The sequence below is a fragment of the Pseudoalteromonas sp. APC 3694 genome, assembly GCF_030407565.1.
GTDB lineage: Bacteria > Pseudomonadota > Gammaproteobacteria > Enterobacterales > Alteromonadaceae > Pseudoalteromonas > Pseudoalteromonas tetraodonis.
The window spans coordinates 1-22,686 of record NZ_JASDDE010000009.1 but is presented as its reverse complement, the minus strand read 5'-3'; the positions used below and the strand labels follow the sequence as shown (position 1 = coordinate 22,686).

The 22,686-nt window shown below is 40.2% G+C and carries 18 protein-coding genes; 13 read left to right on the top strand and 5 right to left on the bottom strand.

What is annotated here, in order from left to right:
- Nucleotides 1-12 precede the first annotated feature (12 nt).
- Entirely contained in the window at nucleotides 13-741 is a 729-nt protein-coding gene (gene cysZ, locus QMA00_RS05125) for a sulfate transporter CysZ (RefSeq protein WP_054202478.1), read from the bottom strand.
- Between the two features lie 297 nt (nucleotides 742-1,038).
- Here cysZ and QMA00_RS05120 point away from each other — a divergent pair, with 297 nt between their 5' ends.
- From QMA00_RS05120 to speB, 5 genes are all read left to right on the top strand, one after another.
- Nucleotides 1,039-3,285, top strand: a complete 2,247-nt coding sequence (locus QMA00_RS05120) for an EAL domain-containing protein (protein WP_290156273.1) — start codon at nucleotides 1,039-1,041, stop codon at nucleotides 3,283-3,285.
- A 404-nt stretch (nucleotides 3,286-3,689) separates the two neighbouring features.
- Nucleotides 3,690-5,249 carry a BCCT family transporter gene (locus tag QMA00_RS05115; RefSeq protein ID WP_138560785.1) on the top strand — a complete coding sequence of 520 codons (1,560 nt, stop codon included), beginning with the start codon at nucleotides 3,690-3,692 and terminating at the stop codon, nucleotides 5,247-5,249.
- Between the two features lie 185 nt (nucleotides 5,250-5,434).
- Nucleotides 5,435-5,893 (top strand): GNAT family N-acetyltransferase, encoded by a 459-nt coding sequence (locus QMA00_RS05110; RefSeq protein WP_008467955.1) that lies wholly within the window; start codon nucleotides 5,435-5,437, stop codon nucleotides 5,891-5,893.
- Between the two features lie 144 nt (nucleotides 5,894-6,037).
- A complete protein-coding gene (speA, locus tag QMA00_RS05105) occupies nucleotides 6,038-7,951 on the top strand; it encodes a biosynthetic arginine decarboxylase (RefSeq protein ID WP_290156270.1) in 1,914 nt (637 codons plus the stop codon).
- A 3-nt stretch (nucleotides 7,952-7,954) separates the two neighbouring features.
- Complete coding sequence (speB, locus tag QMA00_RS05100) at nucleotides 7,955-8,878, top strand: agmatinase (protein ID WP_262976982.1); 924 nt, start codon at nucleotides 7,955-7,957, stop codon at nucleotides 8,876-8,878.
- 62 nt (nucleotides 8,879-8,940) lie between these two features.
- On the opposite strand, the gene QMA00_RS05095 is transcribed toward speB, so the two are convergent.
- From QMA00_RS05095 to QMA00_RS05085, 3 genes are read right to left on the bottom strand one after another with little or no spacing between them, the layout of a single operon-like run.
- A complete protein-coding gene (locus tag QMA00_RS05095) occupies nucleotides 8,941-9,192 on the bottom strand; it encodes a hypothetical protein (protein WP_235575605.1) in 252 nt (83 codons plus the stop codon).
- Nucleotides 9,193-9,227: 35 nt separating this feature from the next.
- On the bottom strand, nucleotides 9,228-10,268 hold the full coding sequence (locus QMA00_RS05090; RefSeq protein WP_262976983.1) for a M48 family metallopeptidase: 1,041 nt from the start codon (nucleotides 10,266-10,268) through the stop codon (nucleotides 9,228-9,230).
- A complete protein-coding gene (locus QMA00_RS05085) occupies nucleotides 10,268-11,356 on the bottom strand; it encodes a YjgN family protein (RefSeq protein WP_075169561.1) in 1,089 nt (362 codons plus the stop codon). The genes QMA00_RS05090 and QMA00_RS05085 overlap by 1 nt, the downstream gene beginning before the upstream one ends.
- A gap of 174 nt (nucleotides 11,357-11,530) precedes the next feature.
- Between QMA00_RS05085 and QMA00_RS05080 the strand changes: the two genes are divergently transcribed.
- From QMA00_RS05080 to msrB, 8 genes are all read left to right on the top strand, one after another.
- A complete protein-coding gene (locus tag QMA00_RS05080) occupies nucleotides 11,531-12,262 on the top strand; it encodes an RNA methyltransferase (protein ID WP_290156265.1) in 732 nt (243 codons plus the stop codon).
- Between the two features lie 68 nt (nucleotides 12,263-12,330).
- Nucleotides 12,331-15,732: an AAA family ATPase gene (locus QMA00_RS05075; protein ID WP_290156264.1), complete on the top strand. Its 3,402-nt coding sequence runs from the start codon at nucleotides 12,331-12,333 to the stop codon at nucleotides 15,730-15,732.
- A 73-nt stretch (nucleotides 15,733-15,805) separates the two neighbouring features.
- Entirely contained in the window at nucleotides 15,806-16,552 is a 747-nt protein-coding gene (zipA, locus tag QMA00_RS05070) for a cell division protein ZipA (protein WP_054202488.1), read from the top strand.
- Between the two features lie 78 nt (nucleotides 16,553-16,630).
- Entirely contained in the window at nucleotides 16,631-18,652 is a 2,022-nt protein-coding gene (gene ligA / locus QMA00_RS05065; protein WP_138560773.1) for an NAD-dependent DNA ligase LigA, read from the top strand.
- On the top strand, nucleotides 18,645-18,989 hold the full coding sequence (locus QMA00_RS05060; RefSeq protein ID WP_008115215.1) for a DUF3392 family protein: 345 nt from the start codon (nucleotides 18,645-18,647) through the stop codon (nucleotides 18,987-18,989). The genes ligA and QMA00_RS05060 overlap by 8 nt, the downstream gene beginning before the upstream one ends.
- Entirely contained in the window at nucleotides 18,986-19,486 is a 501-nt protein-coding gene (locus QMA00_RS05055) for a DUF2919 domain-containing protein (protein ID WP_138560771.1), read from the top strand. The genes QMA00_RS05060 and QMA00_RS05055 overlap by 4 nt, the downstream gene beginning before the upstream one ends.
- A gap of 8 nt (nucleotides 19,487-19,494) precedes the next feature.
- On the top strand, nucleotides 19,495-19,935 hold the full coding sequence (locus QMA00_RS05050) for a hypothetical protein (RefSeq protein WP_131691259.1): 441 nt from the start codon (nucleotides 19,495-19,497) through the stop codon (nucleotides 19,933-19,935).
- An 82-nt stretch (nucleotides 19,936-20,017) separates the two neighbouring features.
- Nucleotides 20,018-20,458, top strand: a complete 441-nt coding sequence (msrB, locus tag QMA00_RS05045; RefSeq protein WP_076922137.1) for a peptide-methionine (R)-S-oxide reductase MsrB — start codon at nucleotides 20,018-20,020, stop codon at nucleotides 20,456-20,458.
- Between the two features lie 127 nt (nucleotides 20,459-20,585).
- Here the strand turns inward: msrB and QMA00_RS05040 are convergent, their stop codons facing one another.
- The gene (locus tag QMA00_RS05040; RefSeq protein ID WP_054202497.1) at nucleotides 20,586-22,217 is read right to left on the bottom strand and encodes a response regulator; all 1,632 of its coding nucleotides are present in this window, start codon (nucleotides 22,215-22,217) and stop codon (nucleotides 20,586-20,588) included.
- Between the last annotated feature and the right edge of the window lie 469 nt (nucleotides 22,218-22,686).

Sequence of the window (22,686 nt, the reverse complement as noted above, 5' to 3'; positions counted from 1 at the left end):
GGCCCATTTTTTTTAACTACGATATTGTGGTCGGTAATGCTCAACCCATAACCGTGTAGCGCCGCACACTGCCACAGGCATCACAATTAAATTTATAAATGGGATAGCGGTTAGCAGCATCACTGCAAAGCCAAACCCGTAAGATAAGCCTTGTTTGCTTTTTAAGTCATTTTTCATTTGAGTGAAGCTAACTTTGTGGTTATCAAAAGCATAATCTTTATATTGCACCGCATACATCCAGCAGGTAAAAAGCACCCAGAGCACTTGGCCTATTACCGGTAACACCCACAATAGAATAAAAAAGCCAATAGCGCGCGGGAGGTAGTAGCAAAGCTTAGTCCATTCTCGGCCTAGCATTCGCGGCACATCTTTGACTAAATCAGCTAATCCATCGTCGTTAATTTTTTGACCAGTTAAATACAGCTCAACTTTTTCACTTAGCAAGCCATTAAAAGGTGCGGCGATAAAGTTAGTAATAACGGTAAATAACATACTGTAACTAAACAGCACCACCAGTACAGCAATTGGCCACATTAACCATTCGAGCCAACTTAACCATTCTGGGAGCATGGTATTTACAGCATTAAAGCCATCACTCAGCCAGCCAAATAAAAAGAATAAGGAGCTACCAAATAATAAAATATTAATAAGTAGGGGGATTAGTACAAAGCGTTTTAGTCCTTTTTGACTAATTAACTTAAACCCGGAAAAAAAATATTCCATACCTTGCGTTATTTGCACACTAACCTCATCGATTATTTATCTTTTGGCTATTATAAATAGCCTGATGATTTTAAACAGTACTTTTAAGTAACAAAGTATTTAATAAATGGTATTTCAAATAGAATGATAATAAATTGTTAGCTTGGGCAATTGCTTTGAACTCTTCGAAAGTGCTTAATGAAATAAAATGCTCGGCAATAGACAAAATTACCATAGATGCTAATTTCAATATTATGTATAGTCAAAAGACTATAATAAATTATTATATAGAATATAGCGGCGCATTTAGCGTAAGTGACTGTTGAGGAATATAATTTGATTGAAATAATGAGAGTCAGAAAGCTGCTTTCTCAGCAACAAAATATATTATCTAAAATAGCCTTGGGTGCGCCACTTGATGAAGTACTTGAAAATATTTGTTTATCTATTGAGGAGCTTATTGAAGACTCCTCTGCGAAGTGCTCTATATTAACACTCAAAGGTGAACAGCTATTTCATAGTGCGGCGCCTAATATTACAAAGGGTTACTGTGAGGCAATTAATGGCGTACATATCGGCCCCAGTGTTGGCTCATGCGGTACTGCAGTGTATGAAAAAAAGCGAGTAATAGCCTCAGATATTGCAACATCACCCTTATGGGAAAACTATAAAGCGTTGGCATTGAGTTTTGATTTAAGGTCGTGCTGGTCAACCCCTATTATTTCAACCCAATCAGACATATTAGGCACTTTTGCAATTTATCATGACAGTGCCAAGTCACCGACACCACAAGATTTAGAGTTAATAGACTTTTTTGTTGATTTCACCAGTATTGCTTTAGAAAAGCACACAGAGTCACTAAAATCAAAAGTGTTACTTGCAGAATTACAGCAAAGTAATGAAAAGTTTAAAGCCTTCGCAAAAGTACTTCCCGATCTAACTCTTATTTTGAGTGAAGAAGGGGAGTATACCAACGTTTACGGCACTACTAATGAAAGTTTATATTTAAGCCAAGAGCATGTGATTAATCGTAATGTCAGAGATATTATGCCTCCCGAGGATGCTAATCCTATTATGGCGGTAATTGCCAAAACGCTTCAAACTAATGAAGTTCAAGTGTTTGAGTATCAGCTAAATATAAAAGGTAAACAACTTACATTTGAAGGACGAACAGCCCCGCTTGAAAGTTACCAACCTAATAATCCCTCTCAGCGACATGTAGTATGGATGGCCAGAGATATCTCTACTCGTAAAGCGGCAGAAGAAGAGGTGCAACGGTTAGCATTTTTTGACCCGCTTACAAACCTCCCGAACCGCAGAATGCTCAATGATAAACTCAGTATGTATGTTGAACAAATTAAGCAGTCTGATCACACGGGCGCACTCTTATTTTTAGATTTAGATAATTTTAAACGTATAAACGACTCATTAGGGCACAATGCCGGTGATGAAATACTGGTTGAGCTATCACAGCGACTAACGTGTGTTTTAAACCCAACAGATACCCTTGCCCGCGTTGGCGGTGATGAATTTATTATTCTCATTGAGAATGTAGGAGATAGCCATAAGCAAGCGAGTCTTGAATCAGAATTAATGGCTAAAGTGGTACAAAGCGTTTTTTATGACAAGTTTGAGATAGGGGATTTGGCGTTTCAAGTAAGCTGCAGTATTGATATATGTTTAATTAATAACGCCAATGCCATTAGCGAAAATATTTTAAAATTTGCAGATACCGCCATGTATCGCTCTAAAATGAAAGGCGGTAATAGTAGTAGCTTTTACGATCCTGCACTGCAAACCTTACTGGAAAATCAAACTGAGCTTGAAACAGATATAGTCAGAGCGATTGCATGTGATGAATTTTGTGCTTACTTTCAGCCTCAATTATCAATTGATGGCAGTATTATTGGTGCAGAAGCACTCATACGATGGAATCACCCAACCAAAGGACTAATCTCTCCTAATTCGTTTATTCCGATTGCCGAGCAATTTGGCTTAATTCAAAAGTTACAAAACATTGTATTGCGCGATATTTGTATTTTACTGGAAACGCTGCGAGCTGATGACGTACTGAAAAACCAGTTTAATGTGTCTATTAACATTAGCCAGTGTCAGTTTAATTCTTCTACTTTAAAAGGAGAATTGTTTAAAGCGATTGAGACGTATGATGTATTACCCTCACAAATTAAATTAGAGATCACTGAGTCCATGTTAGCGGGTGATTTAATGAGTACGGTAAAGCAAATGAAAGAGCTAAAGTCGCAGGGATTTGTATTTTCAATTGATGACTTTGGTACCGGCTACTCGTGTTTAAAGCACTTGAGTGTTTTACCGATAGACGAACTAAAAATAGATAAAAGCTTTATTGATAAAGTGTTGGATAACGCATCGGGGCAAAGCATAGTTCAGTCTATTATTGGTTTAGGTCATAGTTTAGATATTAATATTGTAGCCGAAGGGGTCGAAAGTGCTGAGCAACTACATATATTAAAGTCTATGGGTGTAAACGCAGTGCAAGGGTTCTTATTTGCAAAACCATTAACACACAGCAATTACTTAAAATGGCATAAAGAGCACCAATAACATCGTGCTTGTTACTAACTGAGGCGACAAGTTTAGTTACCCCAATCAATAAGTCGCTTTGTTTAACCTCTAATTGGGCAGTAACGTTTGCTAACTTACTGCGTTTTAGCTCAAACAGAAATGTATACTTTTTGTTTGTTTGCTAGCTAAGTGTAATGAGTTTTTTACTATTTTGTAACAGTTGCACAAATCATTGCTGTGGCATTGGTTTAGCGTTTTTAACGCGTTAAACTAGTCAGGAATTGGCAATAAGTCTACTTGTTGTGACATTATCTAAACGTAAACACGACAGGTACTTGAAACTTGCTTTTGAGTTGCTTTTTCGTTCGTTGTAACTATGGTTTAGGGTTATGTCATGGTATGTCGCTATGTCGGTAACTGTAAAAAACCATTAGGAGCGATAAATGAATACCACGAAAGCAGCTTTAAAGTCGGGTGAAATACACTCTCCCCGAGTAAAGTTTCTGGAAGGGGTTGATATACCCGTTTTTTTAATCAGTGGCGGTATATTAGTTTTATTTGCCGCGCTGGCACTGTACGACATAAAACTGATGTCGGATTGGATAAACTCTGCCTTCGCCTTCTCCACCAAAATATTTGGCGCCTTTTGGCAAGTTCTGCTGTTATTAACCTTTGTGATTGGCATATTTTTAGCCGTAGGCCGCACCGGTTCAGTGGTGCTCGGCGGTTTAAAAACCCCTGAAATATCTACCTTCAAATGGATCAGTATAATTATGTGTACTTTGCTTGCAGGTGGCGGTGTATTTTGGGCCGCAGCAGAGCCAATGGCACACTTTATTTCTCCGCCCCCGTTATTTGGTGGTGAAACTGGCACAAAGGATGCCGCCTACAACGCTCTTGCACAAAGCTTTATGCATTGGGGCTTTTTAGCCTGGGCTATTTTAGGTAGTTTGACCGGCATTGTTTATATGCATCTCCATTACGAAAAAGGATTACCGCTTAAACCGCGCACTTTGCTTTACCCGGTATTTGGCGATCGCGCAATGAAAGGTGCGCTTGGTACTATTCTTGATGCATGTTGTGTACTCGCTGTGGTTGCTGGCACTGTTGGTCCTATTGGTTTTTTAGGTTTACAAGTGAGTTTTGGTCTAGAAAAATTGTTTGCCATTCCTGATACCTACACCACGCAGGTGGTTATTTTATTTAGCTTAATTGGAATTTACACACTTTCAGCGGTAAGTGGGGTTACCAAAGGTATTCAGCTACTAAGCCGTTTTAATGTTGTACTGGCAGTGTTGCTGATGTTGTTTATATTACTAATGGGGCCAACTGCGTTTATTATCGACAGTTACATTCATTCCTTTGGTTTGTATTTAGATAACTTTATTCCTATGGCTACATTTCGTGCCGATAAACCGTGGCTAGACTGGTGGACTGTATTCTTTTGGGGCTGGTTTTTAGGTTATGGCCCATTAATGGCTATGTTCGTTGCACGTATATCCCGTGGACGTACTATTCGTGAAATGATTTTACTTATTTCTGTGGTTGCCCCTGTGATCACGTGTTTTTGGTTTACTATTGTTGGCGGCTCAGGCATCTTTTTTGAATTAAATAATCCTGGCGTTATATCAGAGCCTTTTGCTGGGCTTAATTTGCCAGCGGCATTGTTAGCCATCACTGAGCAGTTACCTATGGGATTTGTTGTGTCGGTGTTATTTTTAGTACTGACCACTATTTTTGTGGCAACAACAGGTGATTCAATGACGTACTCGGTATCTATGGTAATGACGGGTACCGATCACCCACAAACCTCTATTCGAGTGTTTTGGGGGATTATGATGGGGGTGATGGCGGCGTTGCTTATTTCTATAGGCGAGGGCGGGATTTCAGCCTTGCAGTCGTTTATTGTGGTCACTGCGGTGCCAGTTTCGTTTGTGTTACTACCTTCGTTGTGGACAGCACCACAAATAGTTAAGAAAATGGCAGACGAACAAGGGCTTTAATAATTGATAAAGAGCGCTAATAAGCGCTCTTTTTCTGGGTACATCATATTCTCACCTTGTTATTGAGCTATTTATTATCCTAGCAATAAACTAACCCACTAAAAATAACTTAGCCTAAGTAGGTTGTTCATTCCTATCGATACGGTATAGTTTAAATATATTTAAGCATAACCTTGAGATAAACCATGCAGTTAGTCGACTTAGACCCTTGTGATCAGGATGTGATCAACGTATTTGCTGACATAGATCGACTTATTAGCTCATTATATCCTGTAGCAACTTCACAAGCGCTTACAGTTAATGAGCTTGGTTTACCGGGCGTTTACGCTGTAGGGTTAAAAAATCAAGACGGAATAGTTGCCTGTGGCGCAATAGTAAAGCAATTTGATGGTAGCTGGTATGGCGAAATTAGACGGCTTTACGTAAAACCTAGCTATCGCGGAAAAGGCTTATCGCGGCGTATTATGCAAATTTTATTGCACTATGCAGGCGAAGAAGAAATCCCAATCATAAAACTAGAAACAGGACCAAAGCAAATACAATCAATCCATCTTTATGAGAATTTAGGGTTTGTGCAATGTGCCCCTTTTGGTGAATACACAGAAAACCCGAATAGCTTATTTATGGAGCTTGCGCTCAGCTAATATTGCTTTGTTTGAAGCTTTTATTTATCAATTTCAATCCTAACTCGTTACGAGTAGAAATACTTGTTGGACATGAATCACTATTTTTCTTTTAATGCGCGGCAACTAGCCGGTTTGGCATTCATAAATAAAAGAGAAAGATAAATGAAAGAGACAACATCACTAGAACAAGCTCGTACGAGCTACAACGTTCGTCATTGGAGCCAAGGTTTTTTTGGTATTAATGATCAAGGTGATGTGTATGTTGCGCCAAAGGCTGATGCCCCACAGCAAACCATTGCACTAACAGAGATTGCTAAGCAACTTGAAGAAAAAGGCTTAAGTTTGCCAGCGTTAGTTCGCTTTCCACAAATTTTACACCATCGCGTGCATAGCTTATGTGGTGCATTTAATACTGCTATAGAAAGCTATGGTTACCCAAAAGACTACCTATTAGTTTATCCGATTAAAGTTAACCAACAACGTGAAGTTGTTGAAGAAATTGTTGCCAGCCAAGCACAAGTAGAAAAAAAACAGCTGGGTTTAGAAGCAGGCAGCAAGCCAGAGTTATTAACCGTATTAGCACTGGCTGAAAAAACCAGTGCGGTGATTGTGTGTAATGGCTACAAAGATAAAGAATATGTGCGCTTAGCGTTGATTGGCGAAAAGCTGGGCCATAAAGTGTATATCGTACTTGAGAAACTGTCTGAGCTGGACATGGTACTTAGCCAAGCTAAAGAATTAAATGTAAAACCACGCATTGGTATTCGTGTGCGTTTAGCATCGCAGGGCAAAGGTAAATGGCAAGCCAGTGGCGGAGAAAAATCTAAGTTTGGTTTATCTGCTTCTCAAGTTCTGTATGTAGTAAACCGTTTAAAAGAAACAGATCAGCTAGATTTAGTCCAACTGGTGCATTTTCACTTAGGTTCGCAAATGGCCAACATTCGTGATGTGCGCTTAGGTGTAAGCGAGGCTGCGCGTTTTTATTGTGAATTACGTAAGTTGGGTGCACACATAGAGTGTCTTGATGTAGGCGGCGGTTTAGCGGTTGATTACGACGGCACGCGCAGTCAATCACACAACTCAATGAATTACAGTTTAGCTGAATACGCAAATAATATTGTGTACACCATCGGTGATATTTGTAAGCAGTATGAACAGCCTTTCCCTACCATTATTTCAGAGTCGGGAAGAGCATTAACAGCGCATCACGCGGTACTAATTTCCAATGTAATTGGCACCGAAACGTATACACCGGAAGAAATAGAAGCGCCAGCTGATGATGCGCCGCAGTTACTTAAAAATATGTGGATTTCATGGCAACAATTACATGTGCTTACTGATGACCGTGCATTAATTGAGATTTTTCACGACAGCCAAGGTGATTTAGCTGAAGCGCATAGTCAGTTTGCGATGGGATTATTAGATTTAACTCAGCGTGCATGGGCAGAGCAAATAAACTTACGCGTGTGTTATGAACTTAATAAATTAATGGATAACAAAAACCGTTTTCATCGACCGATTATAGATGACCTAAATGCGCGTTTAGCGGACAAGTTTTTTGTAAATTTCTCATTGTTTCAGTCATTGCCAGACGCGTGGGGAATTGATCAAGTGTTTCCAGTATTGCCATTAAGTGGTTTAACGCAAGCACCGCAAAAGCGCGCGGTGTTATTGGATATTACTTGTGACTCAGATGGCGCTTTAGAGCATTATGTAGATGGCCAAGGTATTGAAAGTACGTTACCAGTACCTGAATACTCAGCCGATAAACCGTATTTAATGGGATTTTTCTTGGTGGGTGCCTATCAAGAGATTTTAGGCGATATGCATAACTTATTTGGTGATACGCACAGTGCTATTGTGAATATGGATGAGCAAGGTGTTGCCAGCATTACAGAAATTAACCACGGTGATACTGTCGCTGACATGATGCGTTATGTACATTTAGATGTTGAAGGTTTTCAGCAGTCTTACGCACAGTTAGTAAGCGCAAAAATTGCAGTAGATGAACAGCAAAGCGTCCTCGACGAGTTGCAAAGCGGCCTTGATGGCTACACTTATTTAGAAGAGTTATAAGCAATGTCTAGCTTGTTTGGCCATGTTGACCACTCATTATACTCAAATGGGATGACGTTTTTACGCCGTCCTATGGTACAAAACATTAACGCGATTGAAGCCGATGTAGTGGTACTAGGTTTACCGTTTGATTTGGCCACCTCCGGGCGCCCTGGTGCCCGCTTGGGGCCAGATGCAATTCGCAGAGCGTCGGTGCATTTAGCATGGGAAGATACTAAATACCCGTGGACGTTTCCTTTGTTTGAACGGCTAAAAGTAGCGGATGCTGGTGATTTTACCTATCCGGTAGGCGATCCTGAATATTTTACTGCGCAGCTAGAAATGGCGGCAGAGCAAATACTTCGCCAAGGTAAAACATTATTAGGCTTAGGCGGCGATCATTTTGTAACCTTACCGCTATTGCGCGCACATGCAAAAATTCATGGAAAAATGGCGTTAGTGCATTTCGATGCGCACACCGACACCTACAGTAATGGGTCGCGTTTTGATCACGGTACTATGTTTTACCATGCGCCAATGGAAGGGTTGATTGATGTTAATCACAGTATTCAGCTAGGCATTCGTACCGACTTTGATCAAAGCAAGCATGAGTTTGCAGTGATTGATGCTATGCAGGCCAATGATCTTCATGCGAATGATATTGCAGCGCAGATTATTGAGCGAGTGGGCGATTTACCGGTTTACTTAACCTTTGATATAGATTGTTTAGACCCAGCATTTGCGCCAGGTACTGGCACGCCCGTATGTGGTGGATTAACTAGTGACAAAGTACTTAAAATATTACGTGCTCTTAAAGGCATTAATATGATTGGTATGGATGTAGTTGAAGTATCCCCGTCGTATGACCAAAGTGAGCTTACTGCGATTGCCGCAGCAACCATTGCCAGTGAGCTATTGCATTTATGGGCACTAAAGCATAAGTACTAATATGTTTTAATGCAGATTAAAGCGCCAATTTGGCGCTTTTTTTGTATGAAAATAAAAGACTATTAAAACTGCATATTGTGCTTTTTAGCATAAATAAAAAACACCGGAATTTCGATTATGACGTAAGTTAAAAAAGTAAACCAAAACCAATTAACTTCAAATATTAACCAGCTAAATTGCACGCCCGAGTTGTAATAAAGGCTAGATGCAATTAATAGTGTAATGCCTGTTGCAAATAAATCTTGCACCGATACTTTTTTAAAGCTGCTGCCTGCAAAGCGCGGATAAATAAACCCGTAGCCTAGGGTTATCATAATGATAACCAATAAGAGCAAATTTAGTTCAGGGGTCATTGTGGTTTATATTGCCTCGCATATTCTATTCGCTCTTGAGAACTTGGGTGCGTTGATAAATACTTTAACCAAGTATCATCATAGCTCCCTTCTTGCGCTTGTAAATTATTTTCCAGTGCTTCAATTGCATCAGCAAAGTCGTGGTTAGAATAGCCTAATTTTAAAAGGTTTTTAATCGCATATACATCGGCTTCTTGTTCCATATCTCGCGAAAACGCTTGTTGTAAAAAAGATGAGCCAGAGCCAAGCACGACTTCTAATATACCTTCTAAGTCACCAAAAATAACTGCAAATACAACGGTGCTCGCTGCAGCTTGTGCTGCAAGGCGAATGCTGTGATGGTGCTGAACATGACCAATTTCATGAAGTAAAATAGCACGCAGGGCATCAGGGTCATTTTTTAATAGATCAACAAGTTCGTCAGTTACTACAACCCGACCATTTGGAAGAGCAAACGCATTAGCTGAAAAATAATCAGACTGATAAAAAGATAGCCTAAACTTTGCACTGTCTAAATTGAGCGAGTTAAGCATTAAACGCCATTGTTGCTGTATTTCTGATTGCTTATTAGTGGAAAGTTGAGAAGGTTCCAATGCGACTTTTTCTATTACACTGAGCGTTTGCTCTCCCATCGTTTCAATTGTCGAGGCAGGTGCTAAGTTAACGCTATAAACGGCTACTGATGGTATTAAGCGGTATAAAATTAACCAAAGTAATAGGGGAATTAGCAGCACGGATGCAACAATAAGAATCTTATTTTTTTCTAAGCGTTCACTGAGTCCATGCTCTTTAAGCGCGAATGGCCACCTAAATTCTACATCTTGAGGAATAAATCGCCCACCATCAGCAAAATTTAACTCTGACGCCATGCCAGGTAACGGGCTATCAAGTTGGCAATTGTCTATTGTTGATGCAAGTAACGTCGTATTCTCAGAGTCAACAAGTGTTATTTGCTCATGGGAAAGGTGTGCATAGCTTTTAATATGTTGGCTGCTATTAGGGTAATAATAACAGCCAAAAATAGGATAATTACTCATTAGGTGAGTGAAATATCAATATCAAACACATTGGCCGCTTCTTCAGCAAATGATGACTGCTCATTTTGTGCAACATCAATCAACGAAAGTGCGCCGCTATAAATAGTGACTTCAGTAACCGATGCTAACAGCTTTGCTCTGCGTACTTTAGCCCAAGGGTAGGCCAGTCCTAAGGTAAATATAATTGCCAATACATTAGTAAATAGTAAGATGGCATAGTCAATGGCTTTTAAGTTCGAATCAAAGGTAGCGACTTCTGTAAATTCACTGTTATTAAAAATATGATTTCGAATAAGCGAATGATAAACAGCGCCTACCAGTGTTAAAAACGCAACATACAACGTAGCAATTAATAGCGGCACTACAATTGTCGAAAGGCTAAAGTTTTGTGTGTTTAAGTTATCGATAGTTAAGGCACTTGCACCAGCAAAGAAGCCAAAAATAACTAAGCCACCTATTGCAACTCCTAGGGTAATAAGTGCTGCGATGTAATAGCGTTCGCCTTGAAGATTTACTGTAAGTGGTTTATTTCCATAGCTGATGTTTTCATGCATATATTGATCAATTCGCTTTAATACATAAGGCAGTAATAGGTGTAATGTGAATACACTTGCAATAGGCAATAAAACAAAGTTAATAAATGCATCGCCATAATTACCTGAAAAGGCAAAGCGTACATTACGATGGCGAGTCATACGCATATTAAAACGCAGACCTTGGTTGATGATCCACGGCAATAAAAATAAAAAGCCAATAGCAAATAAAAGGCCTATCGCTGGTGCGAGGCTGCTAAGTAAGGTGTAAATTAAAAATGCGATGACCGCTAAAATGCGTCCTTTTAAAATTTGTATTGGGGTCGCTAGATAGTCAAAGCTATGGCCGTCGATACGCGTATGACCGTAAAAATAACGATAGGTGCGAACTTTTGCCCATGCCGAATAAATTCCGAGAGTAATAATACTCAGCAGTATATTAACAATCCATATACCAAAAAATTCGCCGGCTTTGCCGCTAAATTGTACTTTACCGCTAAAAATAGCAGGGGGTGTTTGATTTGACTCAGATGAAGTTGGGTGTACTGGTTCCATTTTAAAAATATATCCATGTTGTTTTTTGTAAATTTACCTTTTTTAGATAAAAAAAACAATCTTTATAATTAGCTAGCTGATTGTAAGTAGGCTATTTTTATTGCTTTTACTGTTTATGGGGCTGCACTTTAAGTCACCTCTGGTATACTGTGCAGATAATTTAATGGGGCTGTCATGATTTCAAAAAACCAACTTAAACTTATTCGCCAGCTTGGCCAAAAAAAGTATCGCAAGCAATTTAACCAATACTTAGTACAAGGCGAAAAAAATGTACTGGAGTTATTAAATAGCCCATTAAAAGTAAACGATGTATTTGCAACGCAAAGCTTTATTGATAATAACCAAAGCTCATATCCTCAAACGCATTTTATTACAGCAGATGAAGAGCAGCTAACAAAGGTAAGTACTTTGGTCAGTAATAATGCGGCTATTGCAATTATTGATATGCCAAGCACCGTATTACCAGATGAAAACAGTTTAATATTAGCCTTAGATGGCGTATCTGACCCTGGGAATTTAGGTACCATCATTCGCGTGGCTGATTGGTACGGTATAAAACATATTGTTGCTAGCACTGACAGTGCCGATCCGTATAACCCAAAAACAATTAGCGCCACAATGGGGTCGTTCGTTCGCGTATCGGTAAGCCAAGTTGAATTGCCTGAATACTTATCTACATTAAACATGCCTATTTATGGTGCATTTTTAGATGGCCAAAGTGTGCATAGCACTAAATTTAGTGGCCAAGGTGTATTGCTTATGGGCAGTGAGTCACATGGAATACGCGAGCAGTGTGCAAAATTAGTGAGCAACAAAATAACCATACCGGCTTTTGGCGGTGCAGAGTCGCTTAATGTAGCAATGGCCACGGGTATTATTTTAGATAATTTTAAACGCCAAGCTTAACTTTTTAGCTATTTATGCGTTAAGTTACTTATAGTAAAAAACAATAATAAATCGGTAATAACAATAAAATGCGCTTAAGCACTATTAAATTAGCGGGCTTTAAATCGTTTGTAGAGCCCACTAAAATTCCATTTCCTGACCAAATGACGTGTGTTGTCGGCCCTAATGGCTGTGGCAAATCAAACGTCATTGATGCGGTGCGATGGGTGCTTGGTGAAAGCTCAGCTAAAAATTTACGTGGCGATGCCATGACCGATGTCATTTTTAATGGCTCTACTAACCGCAAGCCCATTTCGCAAGCCTCCGTTGAATTAATATTTGATAATACCCAGGGTAAGTTACCCAATACTTTTGCTGATCGTAACCAAGTGGCTATTAAGCGTTTGGTGACTCGCGATGGTCAGTCATTGTACTTTCTAAATGGCAGTAAATGCCGAAAACGTGATATTATCGACATATTTTTAGGCACGGGCCTTGGGCCGCGAAGCTACGCTATTATTGAACAAGGGATGATCTCACGTTTAATTGAGAGCAAACCGCAAGAGCTACGTGTTTTCTTAGAAGAAGCCGCAGGGGTCTCTAAATACAAAGAGCGCCGCCGCGAAACGCAAACACGCATAAAAAGCACCCGAGAAAACCTAGAGCGACTGCTTGATGTTCGTCAAGAGTTACAAAACCAGCTTGATAAACTGGCGGTACAATCGGTTGAGGCTAAAAAATATCGCGAACTTAAATCCCAAGAGCGCACCTTAAAGGGGCAAATAGCGGTATTAAAATGGCAAAAACTGCATCAACAACAGCTCGATAAAAGTGCGCAAATAAAAAAGCTGGATGACCAAATCAGCTTCTTTAAAACGGCGCATTCAGGCCATGATGATGTTCTGGCAAGCCTTGATGCTCAAGTGCAAGCTCAACAAGATAAACTCGATGATGCACAGCAACAGCAGCATCATACGCATACTGAATTGACTCGCAGCGAACAGCAGCAGATTAGCATTAAGCAACAAACGCTGTCACTGAAACAAAATTTAGCCAAGTTAGAGCAACAAAAAAACCAAAGTGAAGAAGTCAAAACGCAGCAACAAAGTCTCTGCCAAGAGTTAGATGACAACTTGCAACAGGCTGTAGAGCATAACTTAATGTGTAGCGAGCAGGTTTTAGAACTTACCGATGAGGTTAATCGGCTGCTGGAGATTAAAAATACCGACACATCACAGTGGCAATCACTAACAGAAGACTATCAGCAATTAAATAATCAGCAGCTAGCGCATGCAAATGCAGTAAAACATACAGAACAGAAAATCAGTTATGTTAAGCAACAACTAACGCAGCTTGATGAGCAAATAGATGAGTTAAAACGCAGTGAGATAGAGCAGCAATTAATTCAGCAACAGCAGCACAGACAAACGCTAACAGAGCAGCTGGCTAACGCGCAAACTGCTCATAGTAGAGGTCAAAGTGCTCAGGCAATACAGCAGCAACAGCTTGATGAAGCTCAGCAGCAATGGCAGCATTTATCTCAGCAAGTTAATGAACTAAAAGCCGGTATAGCAGGGCTAAAAACTACCCTTGGACTTGAAAAAAACAGCGATAAAACTTTAACTTTATTCAAGCAGTTAACTGTTCAGCCTGGTTATGAGTTTTTAGTAGAGCAGGCGCTGTCATCACTTGAGCACATTCATATTTCACCAGGTAAAGCAAAAAATAGCACGTGGCAAATACCCTCACAGTCTGTGGCAAGCAATAGTATTGCTGCCTTTATTAGCGCTGGTATCTACCCCGAGTTATTAAACCATATTGCTTATGATGCCGAGGGTCAAACACACCATCTTAACGATGCCAGTTATATTGCAGTGATGGACAAGCAAGGGGCGTTACATGGTCGAAATTGGCATCTCAGTGGCGAAAAAAATGCAGAAAATTCCTTATTATTAATGCACAAAAAGCTCAAGCAGCAAGAAACCTTACTTGAGCAACAACAACAGGCATTGACGGACGCACACTCCACACTTGAAGAACATCAAGCGCAAGCTGTATTAATAACCGAGCAGCAAAACGAGCGCAAAGACACTATTCATCAATTAGCACAACAACTTGCTGTAGCAACAACGCGTGGTGATATGCTCAAAGCGCAAGCTGATCAACATCAGCAACAGGTGACCAAATTACAACAACAACGTCAGCCACTGCTAGAACAACAGCAGCAGTTAAGCGAATTGTTGGGCGAAGAGCTTGATAAAAATGAACAGCTTGCAGAGCAGTTAGAGGCCTTAGCTGTAGAGCTTAACCAAGCCGATAGCACACGAATAAATAGTGATGAACGTTACAAACAAGCTTTAAATAATGCTGAACAGTATAAAACGCAAGCACATCAGGCAAACCTTAATGAGCAAAAAGTGCGTAGTGAGTGGCAGCTCAGTCAAACCAAGTTGAACCATGCCGAACAAGCATTAACAATGGCTGTAGAAGGAACGCAAGAGCTAATAGAGCAAATTGAGGCGTTACTTATTCCTGAGCAAGAGCTTGCACTAACTATTGAACAATTATTAGTGCAGCACCAACAAGGCGAACAAACCCTTGTGGATATTCAACAGCAGTTAGCTCAAGCAAAACAAGAATTACAAACCAAACAAGCGAGTTTAAAAACGTCACAAACTGAGCTGGTGGCATTACAAGAGCAACACCAGAAGCTGAGTATTGAAGAGCAAAGCCTATTAATAAAAGCGCAAGCGGTACTTGAGCCACTTAGCGAGCTTAATCAAAATTTAAAACAGGTTTTAGCAGAGCTTCCTGCAGAGTTGTCATTAAATGCAGCGCAAAATCAACTTGCTGGAGTCAGTAATCAGCTAGATCAATTAGGAGCCGTTAACCTTGCAGCCATTGATGAATTTGAACAAGCTAAGCAAAGAAGTGATTATTTAAATAATCAGCTGGATGATTTAACCCAGGCATTGACAGCTTTAGAAGGCGCTATTCATAAAATAGATCGTGAAACTAAAACGCGCTTTAAGTCTACCTTTGACCAAGTAAATCACGATTTTGGCCAGCTTTTTCCAAAAGTATTTGGCGGCGGCAGTGCTTACTTAGAATTAACCAGTGACGATTTACTCGAAAGTGGTGTTAGTATAATGGCAAGGCCACCAGGTAAAAAAAATTCGACAATTCATTTGTTAAGTGGTGGAGAAAAAGCGCTGAGCGCATTATCATTGGTGTTTTCTATATTCAGGCTCAATCCAGCTCCATTCTGTATGCTGGACGAGGTAGATGCTCCATTAGATGATGCCAATGTGATTCGTTTTTGCCGTTTGGTTGAAGAAATGTCACAATCTGTGCAGTTTATTTATATTAGTCATAATAAAATTGCAATGGAAATGGCGGGTAGATTAACGGGTGTAACCATGGCAGAGCCAGGCGTGTCGCGCATGGTTGCTGTAGATATTGAACAAGCGGTGCAACTTGCACATGCATAATTTTATAGTCATTTGCTAGTTGTTTTGGGTAAAATGATGGCAGTTAGGCATATTAATAATAAAAGGTGAGGGGATGGCCGAAGAATTAAGATGGGTTTTAATTGTGATCAGTGTGTTTGTCATTGGTGGCTTATTAATACACGGTTTGTGGTCAGTAAGAAAAAAAGAGAATGCTGAACTCCCTGCAAGCGAGCGAGTTGAACCTGTTCAAGAACAGCAGCCTTCATCTGTGCATACTGAGCCACAAGAGCCAACGTTAGCGCAACGAGAAGAGCCACAAATGAGTGAGTTAAACTTCAGTGCTGATGAGCCACAAATAGATGTTAGCCCAGCTGATACAGCTATTGAAGATGACCTTGAAGTCGTAACCGAAGAGGCTGTTGATACACAACAAGACGCCCCTAAAGATGTTTCAGACTTTGTGATTGTGCATATTCAAATGCCAGAAGGACTGACCATGCAAGGCAGTAAATTACTGCCAGCAGTTAACACGCTAGGTTTTAAATATTCAGAAGAAGGCTTTTTTAATCGCCATCTAGACCCTGCAGGCCAAGGGCCGGTGTTATTTAGACTGGTAAATATGTATAACCCTGGCACGTTCGATATTGATAATATGGAACAGTTTAGTACCGCAGGCGTGAGCTTATTTATGACACTGCCATGTGATGGCGATGGCCTTGCTGCGTTTAATATGCTGCACAGCGCCGCTAAGAAGCTAGCAGATGAATTTGGAGCTGAAATCTTGGATGCTGAGCGAAACGAAATGACGGTAGAGCGTATTCGTCAATATGTTGAGCAGGTTCGCGCATTTTCTGCGTAATATACGCATAAGTTAAATTTTGTAAGCCACTGGGCGTTCACTCGTCAAAGTGGCTTTTTTTATGTTTTTGAGGTCTACATGGTAAGCAGCATTAGTGAGCAAATTAATCATCTTCGTACCACGCTTGAGCAACACAATTATAGTTATTATGTGCTTGATACACCCAGCATACCCGATGCCGAATATGATCGCTTATTACGTACTTTGAGCGAATTAGAAACCCAGCACCCTGAGTTTTTAACCGCCGATTCACCTACTCAAAAAGTAGGTGGGGCGGCGCTTGCCAAGTTTGAGCAAGTAGCACACCAAGTGCCTATGTTGTCGCTTGATAACGCTTTTGGTGAAGACGAATTCAGTGGTTTTAATCGTCGTATTAAAGAGCGTTTAATGAGCACCGACGAGCTTACATTTTGCTGTGAGCCTAAACTGGATGGCTTAGCGGTATCGATTATTTATCGCGATGGGGTATTAGTGCAAGCAGCGACTCGTGGCGATGGTTTTACTGGCGAAAATATTACCCAAAATGTAAAAACAATTCGCAATGTGCCATTAAAGTTACGCGGTGATGATTACCCGCGTGAGCTTGAAGTGCGCGGTGAAGTGTTTATGGATAGCGCGGGCTTTGAAAAATTAAATGCCGAAGCAGAAAAGCGCGGTGACAAAGTTTTTGTAAACCCACGTAATGCGGCAGCGGGCAGTTTACGCCAGCTAGACTCAAAAATTACCGCAAAACGACCACTGATGTTTTATGCCTACAGCACCGGATTGGTCGCCGATGGCACATTACCTGAAGATCATTACCAACAACTTGCCAAGCTTACCGACTGGGGATTACCACTGTGTCCAGAAACAAAACTAGTTGAAGGCCCAAAGGCCGCGCTTGCCTATTATAATGACATTTTAACGCGCCGTAGCGAGCTAAAATATGAAATAGATGGCGTGGTAATAAAAGTAAATAAAAAAGCCCTACAAGAACGCCTAGGCTTTGTTGCGCGTGCGCCGCGCTGGGCTATTGCTTATAAGTTTCCGGCACAAGAAGAAATAACACACTTACTAGACGTAGAGTTTCAAGTAGGGCGTACTGGGGCTATTACCCCTGTTGCGCGACTAGAGCCGGTATTTGTTGGTGGTGTTACGGTATCGAATGCAACGCTGCATAATGCTGATGAAATTGCCCGTTTAGGCGTAAAAGTGGGCGACACTGTGATTATTCGTCGCGCTGGGGATGTGATCCCACAAATTACCCAAGTAGTGCTTGAACAACGCCCAAGCGATGCAAAAGAGATTGTGTTTCCAACTATGTGCCCAATTTGTGACTCGCACGTTGAGCGGGTTGAAGGTGAAGCTGTTGCACGTTGTACAGGCGGCTTGGTATGTCAAGCACAGCGCAAACAAGCGATTAAACATTTTGCCTCACGTAAGGCTTTAGATATTGACGGCTTAGGCGACAAAATTGTTGATCAATTAGTTGACCGAGAGCTGATCAAAACGCCTGCTGATTTATTTATTTTAAAGCAGGGACACTTTGAGTCACTTGAACGAATGGGACCAAAATCAGCAAAAAACTTAGTTGCGGCGCTTGATGATTCTAAAACCACTACCTTAGCAAAGTTTTTATATTCACTGGGTATTCGTGAAGTCGGTGAGGCCACAGCTCAGAATTTGGCTAATCACTTTTTAACGCTTGAAAACGTGATTGATGCCAGCATTGAACAACTAATAGAAGTAAGCGATGTAGGTGAAATAGTGGCGAAGCATGTTCGCGGCTTTTTTGCTGAAGAGCATAACCTGACAGTGGTAAACGAATTAATAGCGCAAGGAGTAAACTGGCCACAGTTAACAGCGCCATCAGAGCAAGAACAGCCGCTAGCGGGTTTAACTTATGTGCTAACTGGGACGCTTAATACGCTTAATCGTAATGATGCAAAAGCGCGCCTACAACAATTAGGCGCCAAGGTTTCTGGCAGTGTTTCAGCAAAAACAGATGCCTTAGTGGCGGGCGAAAAAGCCGGCTCTAAGCTCACCAAAGCGCAAGAGCTTGGTATAGAAATACTGACAGAGGATGATTTAATTACTTTGTTAGAGACTCATAATGGCTAGTTTTACAAATATACTTAATACCTTGTTAATTGACCTAGGCCAATGGTTACAGGGCTATTTGCCGCATTTATCACTGCTTTTAATGGTGTGCTTAGTGTCGCTGTATGCGGATGACATTTTAAAGTTAACCAAAGGCGTCGTAGCTAGGCGCCACTTTATTATTAGGGTGGCGTGTTTTGTGTTGATAACTGCGTTTGGCTTTGGCTTGTTAGTGGTGTGGTTAAGCCCACTGCTAACTAAAGCTTTACTGTTTTTTGGCACTAAGTGGTTAGCGCTTACCTTATTAGTGGCATTTTTTATTTTGGGCACTATTGCCGATAGGAAAAATCAGTTGTGAGTCGATATGGGCCTGAATACTGGGATAAATATGGTAGCTATCGTACGCCATTAGCGTTTCACTTGAGTATTTTAGTACTATTGCGCGCCTATTTTATTTGGGTAATAGCCGCGTTGAGTCGTCGACCTGAGCTTGATTTAATGTCATTGTTTTTTAAGTCAAAAGATGATTTTTTTATTGCTATAGCGATCGGTGCTGTAGCCATTGTACCCACTATTTTATTTTGTTTACGAAGGCCAAGAGACTCGCATCAAGTAACACAACGCTTGGCGCGTATTTGGCGGTATATGCGTTGGCCGCTGATTGCGTGTGCATTAATTGATTTGTCGTGGTTAAGTATTCAAGCAGCCCATAGCCATTATCGCTTCTCATTGTTTTTAGCTGTGCAAATGGTGATTGTATTATGGGTGTTGTGGTATTTGGCAAAAAGTCGTTACTTAAGTGTTTTCTTTAGTGATTGGCCCGAGCCGACAGAAAAAGCAACTGATAAAAAGTAAGAGGGCTTATGCACAGTATCAATAAAAAAATAGCACAAGTAATTGCTTTAATAGGGCTCGTAATTATAGCGTGTGGCTATTTTTTTTCTTTAGGCGAATTCCTTTGGTTTAAAGCTGGGTTAGTAATGTGGGTTGTGGTGTTTTGTTCGTGTTGTTACCGATTAACGCCGTTGTTTAAAATGCGCAATCCGCTGCGTAATTTTATTCAACGCGATGCGCAGCACTTATTTGTTTTTAGTTTAACAGGGCTGTTTGATAAAAAAAATGGCCCGCATTGGTTAGTCATCAGTAATATTGAGTCGATAGAAATAAGAAACGATGAACTAATAGTGCATAGTAATAATGACAGACAATTAAGCGTGAGCATTCCTGGCAGTCAAGCCCAATTGCATGCCTATGTAAGCCGTATACTTACAGCAACAGAAAAGCACACTATAGTCTTTAGATAACGTTGATCGTGGTATTAGCCACAGGCGTACCAGACTACAAGTAAATGATTGCTAGTTAAATTAATAACGTAATGAGGTTGTTATGTTGAAGTGGAACGATATTGTTAATTTTGCCAACCATGGCAATCCAACACCGGTTCGAAAAGTGGTTAAAACAGATCAGCAATGGCGCGAACTGTTAAACGAAGAGCAATATTATGTGACCCGTAAAAAGGGAACTGAACGACCAAATAGTTCGAGTAGTTGTACCTTGTTAGAGCCAGGTAAGTATGTGTGTGTTTGTTGTGACAACTTACTATTTGATGCAGATGAAAAGTTTGATAGTGGCACCGGCTGGCCTTCATTTACCCAACCGTCAACTGAGGAAGCGATTGGTTATGTCATGGATAATAGTCATGGCATGGAGCGAGTTGAAGTTGTTTGTAATGTGTGTGATGCGCATTTAGGGCATATTTTCCCTGATGGGCCACTTCCTACTGGTTTACGCTACTGTGTAAACGCACTGGCAATGAAAAAGCTCTAGGGTCTGTTGACCTTTCAAGGTTAAATTTGCAGCGGTCTGTTTGGGATTTAGGCAAGGCAGCGCCTATGTGGTGTGGTTACTCCCCATAAATAGGCGATGATAACGTAGCATTAATGCCAAACAGGCTCTAACTAATCTCTAGTTTCATTTCTTTAGCAATCTGAAGTAGTTTATCGAACCGCTCTGATTGCTCTTCTGCTAAGGGGGATTTTTTTAATAGTTTAAAGCACTTTTGGGCCAACAGACTATTGAAAGAGTCACCATGTTTTTTTGACTTATCCACTAAACATTGCAATAAATTAAGCGCAATACTTGGATTGTGTGGCATGACTCTAAATGCTTGGCTGAATGCCTCTAAGGCAACATTTAATTGGCCGCGCTCAAACTGCTTAACAGCATGATTATTGAGCTCTTTCGGCCCCATTTTAATATCACGTCTTTCACTTTGCTGTTGCTGTATATAACGCAAGTAAGTAGCATCGCTTCTACTTGGGTGACGTTCGCAATGATCAATTATTTGGCTAAATAGCGCTTGCGCCTTTTGGTGAAAACCTAATTCATGCAGTGCTTTTGCCTTGTCTAGGGCACCATCTACTGAACGTATTTGAGTATCGCTGTCATCAAGTTGCTCAATGAGCTGTTTCGCTTTTTTATGTTCATCTTTTAAATAATAAAGGCGTGCATTGAGCACATCAATTTGGGTTTGCGCATTACTGGTTGGGAATTGTGTTTTTAACTCATTAATATATTTATTTGTTTGACGAGAGATCCTGTTTATTTGGTCAGTTTGATCTGTGGTCAATGCAAAATCAATCCCAGCACGAGCAGCATTTAAATAAATGTCTGGGCTATCATGCATAGAGTACTTAGCGTAAGTGGCAATATCTTTTTGAGTTAAGTAGCTGGTTTCGTAATCTCTATTAATGAGCGATACGCTGTTAAGTGATTTTTGACGGTCTATATTACGTGGGGCAATATGTGCAGCTTGGCTTAAAAAGTCTTGGGCTAAATCAAATTGGTTTAGTTTTATTTCTAAACGCCCCAATAAGTCTAAGGCTATAAGTCGAGTCTCATTACGTTCAAGCATTGTTTTAAGCATGCGCTGAGCCAAAATATGCTCATTGTTAGCAATTAAGGCTTCTACCAATCCTACTTTTGCCCATGCAAACTTTTGCATATTCAAAACTGACTTAAAAAAATCTTTCGCTTCTTGGTTTTGTTTTAGCGCCAGTAAAATATTGCCTTTTAATCTAAGTAGAATAGGGCTGTATTTATTACTTTTATCGAGTTGGGCATTAATTTGTTTCAATGCTTTAGACTGGTTATCGTCATCAATTAAAGTGTATATAGCTTTTAAGTCGCTTTTACGTTTGAGAATACGCTCTATGCGCACTCTTAACTCTTGTACAGAGAAGGGTTTTACTAAAAAGTCATCGGGTTGAAGTTCTAATACACTGTGAACTAACTCTCCGCTAGTTTCCGCAGATGTAAAAATAAACCCAGTAGAGTGTTTTATTAATGCTTTAGCGCGTAATTCTTCATAAAGCTGGTAGCCATCTTGGCGTTTGCTTAGATTAAAAGAGCAAATTACCAAGTCAAATTCTTCATGTAAGCATTGTTCTTTTGCCGCTAGAGCATGATCTGCAAAACGCATATGTCCAAAGCCAATTTTTTCGAGCGACTGTTTCATGTAGCTTTGAGCAAGTGGCTGCTCTTCTACAATCAGTATTTTTGCTTCATTGAAAATATTTTTAGACATTGGCTTAAGCGTAATTGAATTTAACACAGACTATAATCAACAGTTTAGACGCTTACAAGGTAATTTAAAGATTCGCCTCGAAGATGAGAGCTTATTAAGCAAATTAATTCTAAAGGTTTATATTTTTATCTTAAAAGAGCTAAAAACCCATTTAAAGTAAATGAATAGCACGCGTAATAAAGTAAGTTTAAACAAAATGATTTTGGAGATAATAAAACTCGAAAGATAAATTTTTGGTATGTGATTGGAATACTGATTTTTTGAAACCGAAGAATTACTTGGTAACGAATTTCTAAATGGTAATTAATACTGAACTTGAACTAAAAGAGTGGAGGATAATGAATATTAAAATGGAAGGTGGTACTGGAGGATTTAGATTTTTGTAATATGCACCATTCAAAGAATGGTGGGTCGTACTGGACTTGAACCAGTGACCCTCGCCTTGTAAGGGCGATGCTCTCCCAACTGA

What these genes read in the sequence shown, in the direction of transcription:
- QMA00_RS05115 (WP_138560785.1), top strand. Translation starts at nt 3,690, where the DNA reads ATGAATACCACGAAAGCAGCTTTAAAGTCGGGTGAAATACACTCTCCC.
- QMA00_RS05110 (WP_008467955.1), top strand. Translation starts at nt 5,435, where the DNA reads ATGCAGTTAGTCGACTTAGACCCTTGTGATCAGGATGTGATCAACGTA.
- speA (WP_290156270.1), top strand. Translation starts at nt 6,038, where the DNA reads ATGAAAGAGACAACATCACTAGAACAAGCTCGTACGAGCTACAACGTT.
- speB (WP_262976982.1), top strand. Translation starts at nt 7,955, where the DNA reads ATGTCTAGCTTGTTTGGCCATGTTGACCACTCATTATACTCAAATGGG.
- QMA00_RS05095 (WP_235575605.1), bottom strand. Translation starts at nt 9,192, where the DNA reads ATGATAACCCTAGGCTACGGGTTTATTTATCCGCGCTTTGCAGGCAGC.
- QMA00_RS05090 (WP_262976983.1), bottom strand. Translation starts at nt 10,268, where the DNA reads ATGAGTAATTATCCTATTTTTGGCTGTTATTATTACCCTAATAGCAGC.
- QMA00_RS05085 (WP_075169561.1), bottom strand. Translation starts at nt 11,356, where the DNA reads ATGGAACCAGTACACCCAACTTCATCTGAGTCAAATCAAACACCCCCT.
- QMA00_RS05080 (WP_290156265.1), top strand. Translation starts at nt 11,531, where the DNA reads ATGATTTCAAAAAACCAACTTAAACTTATTCGCCAGCTTGGCCAAAAA.
- QMA00_RS05075 (WP_290156264.1), top strand. Translation starts at nt 12,331, where the DNA reads ATGCGCTTAAGCACTATTAAATTAGCGGGCTTTAAATCGTTTGTAGAG.
- zipA (WP_054202488.1), top strand. Translation starts at nt 15,806, where the DNA reads ATGGCCGAAGAATTAAGATGGGTTTTAATTGTGATCAGTGTGTTTGTC.
- ligA (WP_138560773.1), top strand. Translation starts at nt 16,631, where the DNA reads ATGGTAAGCAGCATTAGTGAGCAAATTAATCATCTTCGTACCACGCTT.
- QMA00_RS05060 (WP_008115215.1), top strand. Translation starts at nt 18,645, where the DNA reads ATGGCTAGTTTTACAAATATACTTAATACCTTGTTAATTGACCTAGGC.
- QMA00_RS05050 (WP_131691259.1), top strand. Translation starts at nt 19,495, where the DNA reads ATGCACAGTATCAATAAAAAAATAGCACAAGTAATTGCTTTAATAGGG.
- msrB (WP_076922137.1), top strand. Translation starts at nt 20,018, where the DNA reads ATGTTGAAGTGGAACGATATTGTTAATTTTGCCAACCATGGCAATCCA.
- QMA00_RS05040 (WP_054202497.1), bottom strand. Translation starts at nt 22,217, where the DNA reads ATGTCTAAAAATATTTTCAATGAAGCAAAAATACTGATTGTAGAAGAG.